Origin of the sequence: Marinomonas rhizomae (assembly GCF_003315485.1) — a bacterium.
Classification (GTDB): Bacteria; Pseudomonadota; Gammaproteobacteria; order Pseudomonadales; family Marinomonadaceae; genus Marinomonas; species Marinomonas rhizomae.
The window spans coordinates 77,454-87,324 of the sequence record NZ_QNSE01000008.1; the positions used below are offsets into that span (position 1 = coordinate 77,454).

5 protein-coding genes, 1 pseudogene and 1 CRISPR repeat array are annotated in these 9,871 nt (G+C 46.3%); all 6 genes and pseudogenes read left to right on the forward strand.

All coding sequences use genetic code 11. The annotated features are described in order from the left end of the window. Window positions 1-111: 111 nt before the first annotated feature. The 6 genes and pseudogenes from cas1f (at window position 112) to cas6f (ending at window position 8,325) form a co-directional block, all read left to right on the forward strand. Window positions 112-1,086, forward strand: coding sequence for a type I-F CRISPR-associated endonuclease Cas1f (gene cas1f / locus DFP80_RS11455; RefSeq protein WP_113916934.1), 975 nt, complete (start codon window positions 112-114; stop codon window positions 1,084-1,086). Beyond that, window positions 1,083-4,448, forward strand: a complete 3,366-nt coding sequence (cas3f, locus tag DFP80_RS11460; protein WP_113916935.1) for a type I-F CRISPR-associated helicase Cas3f — start codon at window positions 1,083-1,085, stop codon at window positions 4,446-4,448. Before cas1f ends, cas3f begins: the two co-directional genes overlap by 4 nt. A 151-nt stretch (window positions 4,449-4,599) precedes the next feature. After that, window positions 4,600-5,796 (forward strand): annotated as a pseudogene (csy1, locus tag DFP80_RS11465) (type I-F CRISPR-associated protein Csy1). Continuing rightward, complete coding sequence (csy2, locus tag DFP80_RS11475) at window positions 5,796-6,749, forward strand: type I-F CRISPR-associated protein Csy2 (RefSeq protein WP_113916938.1); 954 nt, start codon at window positions 5,796-5,798, stop codon at window positions 6,747-6,749. Before csy1 ends, csy2 begins: the two are co-directional and overlap by 1 nt. 1 nt (window position 6,750) lies before the next feature. Beyond that, window positions 6,751-7,755: a type I-F CRISPR-associated protein Csy3 gene (gene csy3, locus DFP80_RS11480; protein ID WP_113916939.1), complete on the forward strand. Its 1,005-nt coding sequence runs from the start codon at window positions 6,751-6,753 to the stop codon at window positions 7,753-7,755. 9 nt (window positions 7,756-7,764) lie between these two features. Next, window positions 7,765-8,325, forward strand: coding sequence for a type I-F CRISPR-associated endoribonuclease Cas6/Csy4 (gene cas6f / locus DFP80_RS11485; protein ID WP_113916940.1), 561 nt, complete (start codon window positions 7,765-7,767; stop codon window positions 8,323-8,325). Window positions 8,326-8,454: 129 nt separating this feature from the next. Beyond that, window positions 8,455-9,862: direct repeats of the CRISPR family, unit length 28 nt; unit sequence CTTCACCGCCGAACAGGCGGCTTAGAAA. The last annotated feature ends 9 nt before the right edge of the window (window positions 9,863-9,871 follow it).

Here is a 9,871-nt window from a genome sequence, read left to right on the forward strand (position 1 = left end):
AAAAAGACAGGGATTGTTATTTGGCTATCTCCGAGAACTGAGCTACATTGCTAAAACATCAAAAGTAAAGGGATTGTCAGTATTAATTCCGGTATCAAGAGAGGGTAGACAATGGAACAGTTCTCACCATCGGATATGAAAACCATATTGCACTCAAAACGAGCCAATATGTATTACCTCGAATATTGTCGTATTTTGGTGAAAGATGGCCGTGTTGAATACGTTACTGATGAAGGCAAGCAATCTCTTTATTGGAATATCCCTATTGCGAACACAACCTGTCTGTTATTAGGGAATGGAACATCCATAACGCAAGCCGCTGTTCGAGAGTTGGCAAAATCCGGTGTGCTGATCGGTTTTTGTGGCGGCGGTGGAGCACCACTGTTTTCAAGCAATGAAGTTGATTTTGATGTCTCATTTTTTAGTCCACAAAGCGAATACCGCCCCGTTGAATACCTGCAATCTTGGGTGTCGTTTTGGTTTGATGAAGAGAAACGCTTAGAAGCAGCCAAGCAAATTCAAACCCTTCGGATTGAATACACGAGACAGCAGTGGACAAATAATGCGGCCCTAAAAGAGGTTGGTATTGTCATTAGTGTGGCAGATCTGAATAAAGCGTTGGACAGTTTTGCCCAAGTGGTAGAAAAAGTATCCCATACACAAGAGCTCATGCTAGCCGAAGCAAGACTCACCAAAACGCTTTATAAAATTATTTGTGCTGTCACTGGCTACAACGACTTTAAACGAGTGAAGCAAGGTGCTGGAGTCGATTTCGCCAACCGCTTTTTAGATCATGGTAATTATCTCGCTTATGGCTTAGGTGCTACCGCCACTTGGGTATTAGGTTTGCCTCATGGGTTATCTGTGCTTCATGGGAAAACTCGTCGTGGAGGGTTGGTGTTTGATGCAGCGGATTTGATAAAAGATGGCATCATTCTTCCGCAAGCGTTTATTAGTGCCATGAATGGCGACAGTGAGCAGGAATTTCGCCAAGCTTGTATCGCTAATATTCGTCGGTGTGAATCCCTTGATTATATGATCGACAGTCTCAAGCAAATCAGTGATACGCTTGGGGAAAAGAAATGAATATCCTTCTCGTCTCCCAATGTTCTAAAAAAGCGTTAAAAGAAACTCGTCGAGTCATAGACCAATTTGCAGAGCGCACGGGAGATCGAACGTGGCAAACCGCCATAACGGAGCAAGGCTTAGCCACGTTACGTAAACTACTCAAAAAAACCGCACGTCGAAATACGTCCGTGGCCTGTCATTGGATTCGGGGTCGTAACCGAACAGAATTAAAATGGCTGGTGGGCAACCCGCGTCGTTTTAATGAATGGGGCAGCGTGCCGACAAACGTAACAGGCCGAGATATCTTACGCTCAGGCGATGAAAATACATGGCAAACCGCCGAAGACATTCGCGTGCTGGCGGGCATTGCCGCACTGTTTCATGATTTTGGTAAGGCCAATAAAGCCTTTCAAAATAAGCTGAATCCTAACAAGAAAACACCAAGTTACGAACCGTATCGTCATGAATGGGTATCGGTGCGATTATTTGAAGCCTTCGTGCTGCATGCAATTGAAGGTGTTGATAAGGGTCAGAAAGACAAAGCATGGTTGGCCTTGTTGAGTGCCTTGCCAGACGATATTGATAACAGCGTCATGGCACATCTAAAAAAAGATGATCCAAAGATTAAGCTTCAGTCACCATTTTTATCGCTGCCACCAGTGGCCAAGGCTGTTGCTTGGTTGATCCTTTCTCATCATAAATTACCAGAGCCTTTAGATAACAATACCGATTACATAATGTATCCAGAACTGTTAATGGATAATTATATCGATGCGAGCTGGAATTCCCCGCAATGTGGCAATAAAGAGTGGAAACCCGCTGAAATAGAGGCGGTTTGGAATTTTGAAAAGGGCTCGCCATTTTGCAGTAAAGTCTGGCGTGAGCGTGTTAGCCGTATCGCATCACAAGGTGTCAAACGTACGCAGCTGTTTACGCAAGATTGGCTGAACCAGCCGTTCTCACTACACCTTGCTAGACTTAGCTTGATGCTAGGTGACCATCATTATTCCTCACAAAAGTCCATTGGTCCTAAGAATCCGTGGCATGACGATAAAGGTTATAAAAAAGTCTACGCCAACACATGGCGCGAACGAGGCAGTCGAGACAATGGAAAGTACAATCAAACCTTAGATGAACACTTGATTGGCGTGTACCGACATAGTCATCAAATCGTACGTTCTTTATCGTCGTTAAAAGAATCGCTGCCCGTGATCACTCGACATCCTGAACTGAAAAAACGCACGTTAGACAGTCGTTTCGCTTGGCAAAATAAAGCCTACGAATTAGCGGTCAGCGTGCGAGAAAAAGCAAAACAGCATGGTTTTTTTGGCGTGAATGTCGCCTCCACTGGCAAAGGTAAAACCTTTGCCAACGCACGTATTATGTATGGCCTTGCGGATGACAGAAAAGGCTGCCGATTCAGTGTCGCCCTTGGGTTGCGTACATTGACCCTACAAACTGGCGATGCTTTTAAAGACTTACTGCGACTCGACGACGAAGATTTAGCCGTGCTTATTGGCTCCAAAGCCGTAAAAGATTTGCATGTGCAGTCGAAAACCAAGCAGGTACTAGCAGAAGAAAGCCTGCAGGAAAGCTTATTAGGCTCAGAGTCTGCCAATGATTTCAGCGACCAAGACAGCTATGTCAGTTACGAAGGCATGCTAGGCGATGGGCCATTATCGCGCTGGTTAGATAAATCTCCAAATAATAACAAACTGGTAAATGCGCCCGTGTTGGTGAGCACCATCGATCACCTAATGCCATCGACCGAAGGCAGCCGAGGTGGTAAACAAATCGCTCCTATGCTGCGCTTGCTAACCTCAGATCTTGTGCTCGATGAGCCGGATGACTTTGGTTTAGAAGATTTGCCTGCCTTGTGTCGATTGGTGAATTGGGCGGGCATGTTAGGCTCAAATGTACTGCTTTCATCGGCGACATTGCCGCCTGATTTGATCAACGCGTTATTCGCCGCGTATCTTGCTGGTCGCAAGCAGTACGAGGCATCAGTCAGAGTGAACCCAAGCCAAACGCCCAATGTTGTGTGTGCTTGGTTTGATGAGTTTCGCAGCGACTCCATTCAAGCCAGCGAATGTTCGTCCTTTTCTGAACAGCATCAAAAACTCATGGCAAAACGTGCTGAAAAATTGCTTGCGCAATCTATCAAGCGGCGTGTCGAGTTAATCGAATGCAATAGCGAAAGTGACGAGACTAGTGTTATTCAAACCGTGTCGAATCGCATTCATCAAAGCATCTTAGCGTTGCATCATGCTCACCATCACTCGCACCCAAGTTTGTCTGCCAAAGCCAGTTTTGGCCTAGTACGAATGGCCAATATTAATCCCTTGGTGGCCGTTGCAAAAAGTTTGATAAATACGCCAAGTCCAAAAGGGGTTCAGATCCATTATTGTGTTTACCACAGTCAATTTCTCTTATTGCAGCGTTCCGCCATTGAACACATGCTAGATAGCGTATTAAACCGAAAAGATCCCAATGCCATTTGGGCACAGCCAAGTGTGAGTGCGGCGCTGAAAGCTCACCCGAATGATCAGCATATTTTCGTGGTACTTGGTAGTCCTGTTACAGAGGTAGGCCGAGACCATTCCTACGATTGGGCCGTAGTGGAGCCGTCGTCAATTCGTTCCCTGATCCAACTAGCAGGACGAGTTTTGCGACATTCAGACACGACAGTGGAAACAACAAATATTCACTTGCTCAATCAAAACGTGCGGGCCATGAAAAATGAAAAAGCCGCCTACACAAAGCCTGGCTTTGAAAGCGCCGTGCTCTTGTTAGAGAGCCATAAACTACAAGATGTATTAGCGGCTAATGAATACCAAACCATCAATGCCTTACCGCGAATTCAAAAGCGGGACGAGTTAGTACCAACCAAGCGCTTTGTGGATTTGGAACATGCGGCGCTGCATTCTCAACTATGGGGAAAGGACAAAGAAAACGGTGAAGCCTTTGCCAGCTTATGGTGGGATAAGCCCTGTCACTGGACGAATCATCTACAACGCAAATTGCCATTTCGTCGCCATACGCCAGATGAATCTTATTGCTTTTATTTGGCAGAGGAATATGACGACCCCATCATGCATCGCTGGCACGACAGTGGCGAATTAAAAGCCGACGACAAACAAAGCTTCCAGCGCGACCAAACGCTAGCGTTCGCGACAGGTGTTCATAACTGGGTAAAAGGCTTTGATTATCAAAGTGCATTAATCGCTTTGGCAGAAGAACTCAATAAAGAGCTCAGTGAGGCTTCCATACAATTTGGCTCGATTCGGCTCAGAAAGGGTGGTGAGAATGACGTGTGGCAACAGAGTCGCGTATTAGGTTTTTATAAAACTATTTCACAAAAAGGAACATCGTATGGATAAGGGAGGGGAAATGGAACTAGAAGAAAAAACGTTATCCGAAAAAATCCGTGATTACATCGATAGTCGCAAACAGGATCGGTTAGACAAGTTCGATAAAGACACGCAAAAAGGCGTGCAAGCGGCAGCGGCTGAAAATGTCGCCGTTTACGAAATGGAAAGGGCTGCCTTGAGAGTGAGTGAAGAGGATCGCTTTAAGCCAGCCAATTGGCTAAGCGATGCAGCCAAACGCGCTAAACAATTGCAGCTTGTCACCCATGCGCTTAAATTCACTCACTCAGACGCCAAAGGCACAAGCCTGTTTGCACAGAGAAAGCCCTTATCTGAGTTGCCATTCATTTCTACATCAGTGATAGAAACCCCAAAAATTGATGTTGTAGGCAATGCGGCCGCGTTGGATGTGGGCAAGTTGCTCTTGCTTGAGCAGGACGATGGGAAATTGCTGGTGAATTTTATCCAGCAAGAGGATATGTCGCCTTTTGAACCGTTCGCACAATCCAAAGAGCAATTGGATGACTGGTTAGCGGGCTTTAAGTTGGCTGTGACGGCCAAAGATCCAAGCTCTCATAAGTTGGGTAAGCAGCTCTATTGGCCGATTGAAGACGATTACCATCTGTTATTACCGCTGTATGCCACATCGCTTTCCCAAGAAGTTTTCGAACGTGTACAACATGCGCGTTTCTCAGAAGAGCAAAAAGAAGCTCGGGCAGCACGTCGAAGTGAAAAAGAGTCAGAGTTTGTCACGATCGAATTCCAAAATATCGCTGTGCAAGCTTTTGGCGGGACAAAACCACAGAACATCAGCCAACTTAACTCTGGCCGTGGCGGTCGGTCGTTCTTATTAAGCAGCGCACCGCCAACGTGGCAAAGCCAAGAAAAGCCACCGCTAAAAGTAAAGTCCATTTTCCGTGGGCCATTCTCTCGTAAGGTGTATGGGCATCTTATTGGTTTGAGAAAATTCTTAGTGACCAACTTACATAAACGCAGTGCTTGGGAAATACGAGCTGAAAGAGCGCGCCGTGTTGATGGCATTGTCGATCAGCTAGTCGCTTATGGTGCGGGCGTTCGCACTTTTCCTGCGGGTTGATCTTCCCATCCAGATTGTCATTTGCCGCTGCATCAAAAACTGTGGCTAGACCCAAATCGACGAGATTTTGATAAAGAATTTGAAGACGAATTTGATAAGAAAGAATGGCAAGGTTTGGTCGCTGCGGACTTCTCTCGTTTCTTAAATGCAGAGTTGGAGAAAAATTCTGAGATCGCCACGGGCGATGTTGAATTTGTGCAGTGGAAAGTACTCACCGCGCAAGAACTCAGGCTAGTGCAAGACGACGTAAAGGGAGCTTTTTGATGGATAAATTACTTGTAATAAGACATCTCAATGTCGAAGGCGCCAACGCCATTGCGGGGTTAACGTGGGGCTTCCCTGCCATGACCAGCTTTTTGGGGTTAACCCATGCCTTGCAAAGAAAAGTCCAAGCTCGTGTTTCTGATAGATTAACATTGACAAGCTGTGCAGTGATTTGCCACGCCAGCCAAGTGCAGTCTCATAGTAACAACATGAGTCGAGAAAGCTATTTTGCACTGACACGTAATCCTCTTACGAAAGATGGAAGTACCGCGCCTTTTAATGAAGAAGGCAAAATGCGCATGGATGTGACGCTCCTGATTGAACTATCTGGCCCGACGCCACCATCGGTTGAGGACGAACTTGTTGAATGTATCGAAGACGCTTTAGCGGCATCAAGAGTGGCTGGTGGCACAGTGCAGAGCATCGGTAATGTTGAACTCATTAAAGATATTGGGGCAATAAATCGGGAGCCAGCCACACGAAAATTCTTCTTGCGAAAATTGCTTCCTGGGTTTGCTTTAGTCAGTCGTGACGATGTACTGAAAGGCCATATAGAAAAAACGCAAAAAGCACCGTTAGATGCATTTTTAGATTTTAGTACTCGAAAAATGTCTTCTAAGCCAAAAGGCGACAAAGCCGAATGGACAGTGGATAGACTGGATTACACCGGATGGCTTAAGCCTATTGTGGTTGGCTATCAGGGAATATCTGATTTGTACGAAGCGGGCCAAGTGGGCAACGTGCGAGATCGTTCTTGTTCGGTGCAATTTGTCGAATCGATTTACTCTCTGGGTCAATGGATCAGCCCACACAGAATAGACGATTTGAAGCACCTTTTTTGGCATCAAGAATATCAAGCAGACAACGCGCTTTACCTTTGCAAAAACGATTATCAACCAGAAACACCTATCTTATTAAACGACGCAACAAACCAAACCATTGAGGAGAAATAGCATGGCAGCAGTAAAAACCGCATCCGTATTGGCATTCGAACGTAAACTGGCAAATTCAGATGGTTTGTTGTTCGCAGGGAGTTGGACTAAGCCAGACGGTGAATGGAAACCGATAGCGCTACAAGAAAAATCGGTACGGGGCACTATCTCCAATCGACAAAAAAATGCCATTTTGAAGGATCCTGCAAAGTTAGACCAAGAAGTAAACAAGGCTAACTTACAAACAGTCGATACGGCCGCTTTACCCTTTGATTGCGACACATTAAAAGTCGTGTTTAGTTTGCGAGTATTGGGCGATCTAGTCACCCCATCTGCATGTAATAGCCCAGACTATCAAGACGTACTGGGCAGTACGATTCAGTCCTATATTGAAGAGCAGTCTTTTTCCGTGTTGGCGCATCGTTATGCATCTAACATCGCTAATGGCCGCTTCTTATGGCGCAACCGTGTTGGTGCGGAAGACATCTCAATTCGTGTGACACAAAAGAACAAAGCCGGAAACACCACGTGGACTTTCAACGGATATGACCTAGCGCTACGCGATTTTGATTTTCAAAGTGATGACTTAAAAGCCTTCACTGACGAAATTCAAAAAGGCCTGACCAGCGATACCTTTGCCTATTTTCAAGTAGAAGCCTTTGTAAAATTGGGCGAAGGGCAAGAAGTCTTTCCATCTCAAGAGCTAGTATTAGATGGCAACTCCCGCAAGAGCAAAGTGCTGTATGACGTAGACGGCACGGCCGCTTTACACTCGCAAAAAATCGGCAATGCCATCCGCACAGTTGACACTTGGTATCAAGGTTCTGAAGAGATTGGCCCGATTTCAGCCGAACCATTTGGCTCCGTTACCAGCCGTGGTAAAGCTTACCGTAGCAACAAAGATGACTTTTATACCTTATTTGATAAATGGATGGAAAAAGGCCAAGCGCCAGACACAGAGCAACAACATTACGTTATTGCGAACTTAATTCGTGGTGGTGTGTTTGGCGGAAAGTCTGACGCGTAAGGAGAGGTTATGGACTACTATCTGGACATTACCATCTTGGAAGACCCCGAATTCACCAAGCCGATCTTGATGAATGCGCTGTTTAGCAAGCTACATCGTGCCTTAGTGGAAGTTTCTCAATATGATATCGGAGTGAGTTTCCCAAGCGTGAGCAAAAAAAGCCTAGGCGACAAACTTCGTATACATGGCTCGCAAGGTCGGTTAGAAGAACTCGAAGCGTTATCGTGGCGACGTGGTTTAGGGGATTTCACATCAGTCACCAAGGTTACTCAAGTGCCCACTACCAATGAATTTTGCCTAGTGAAGCGAGTTCACGTTCAGAGCAACGCTGACCGATTGCGTCGCCGAGCAATGAAACGCCATGACCTCACTTACGAAGAAGCGGTGGTACGCATTCCAAAAGACGTTGAAAAGCAAACAGATCTGCCTTTTGTCAGAATCAAAAGCAAATCAACAGGAGATCAACAGTTTCCATTGTTTATTCAGCAAACCATAACGACATCAAAAGGCGAAGTGGCGAACTTCTCTAAATACGGATTAAGCGCCACCAGCACCTTGCCTTGGTTTTAACCCTTTTTTTCGACCCAATGCCAAGCCCTTATAAATAGGGGCTTGGCATTTCTTGTTTAAAAAAGAGTGTTTTTACTAAAAAGATACAAAGCTCTTTAACAATCAGGTACTTAATGCTAATTTCGTCTACTTCACCGCCGAACAGGCGGCTTAGAAAATTTGCAGTGATAGCCGTTTTAGAAACTTCGCCTTCACCGCCGAACAGGCGGCTTAGAAACACGCCAGACAACAACGGAGCTAAAAAAACCACTTCACCGCCGAACAGGCGGCTTAGAAAGCTAGCAACTGATTTAGCCAATTCTTGAACGGCTTCACCGCCGAACAGGCGGCTTAGAAAAATAAGGATCTAATTATACCCGTTGGATATGTCTTCACCGCCGAACAGGCGGCTTAGAAAGATCTCATGCACCCAAAACTCTTTGTCACCGTCTTCACCGCCGAACAGGCGGCTTAGAAAGCGCACGCCTTGGCCGTGGTTGTTCACTTCCACTTCACCGCCGAACAGGCGGCTTAGAAAACGAAAGCAATCAACGACGTGAACGCAAATTTCTTCACCGCCGAACAGGCGGCTTAGAAACAACGCCGAAATCCCCAACCTTCAACAGCTTACTTCACCGCCGAACAGGCGGCTTAGAAAGCGAGTTATAACTAACAAATCAGCATCATTTGCTTCACCGCCGAACAGGCGGCTTAGAAATCTTTGTAGGGTATTACGTTTCTATCTTTCCACTTCACCGCCGAACAGGCGGCTTAGAAAGGACGCTAGGGGATGAGTTTAATTCAAGTGAACTTCACCGCCGAACAGGCGGCTTAGAAACGTTTTCGGGTGAGCTAACGAAGGGCAAGCGCCTTCACCGCCGAACAGGCGGCTTAGAAAAACTGAGTTCGGAATTTCTGGATCTGGCGTTACTTCACCGCCGAACAGGCGGCTTAGAAACTCAGTGATTAAGAAGATTTCTCTCACCTGCTCTTCACCGCCGAACAGGCGGCTTAGAAATTTAAAAAATGGTAGGTTTGCTTTATACAGCACTTCACCGCCGAACAGGCGGCTTAGAAATAAATTGTTGAAGGTTGGAGATTTTGGGATAGCTTCACCGCCGAACAGGCGGCTTAGAAATCTGTCGTAACTGGGGGTTAAGCCATGCGCGCCTTCACCGCCGAACAGGCGGCTTAGAAATAGCTGGACGTTCTTGTAGTGACGAGCAAGTCCTTCACCGCCGAACAGGCGGCTTAGAAATGACTTTGTCGTGGGTATGCCCGTCTTTCTAGCTTCACCGCCGAACAGGCGGCTTAGAAATGTTAACAACCAATTAACACTTACACCCTTCGCTTCACCGCCGAACAGGCGGCTTAGAAATTGTATGGTGTTTAGTCCATAGAGCGCCTCGTCTTCACCGCCGAACAGGCGGCTTAGAAAAACATAGCCAGCAACGTGTTTTACATATTCGCCTTCACCGCCGAACAGGCGGCTTAGAAAAGATTCTGGCTTTGGCCTCCGTTGATCATTCTCTTCACCGCCGAACAGGCGGCTTAGAAAGCGCACTAC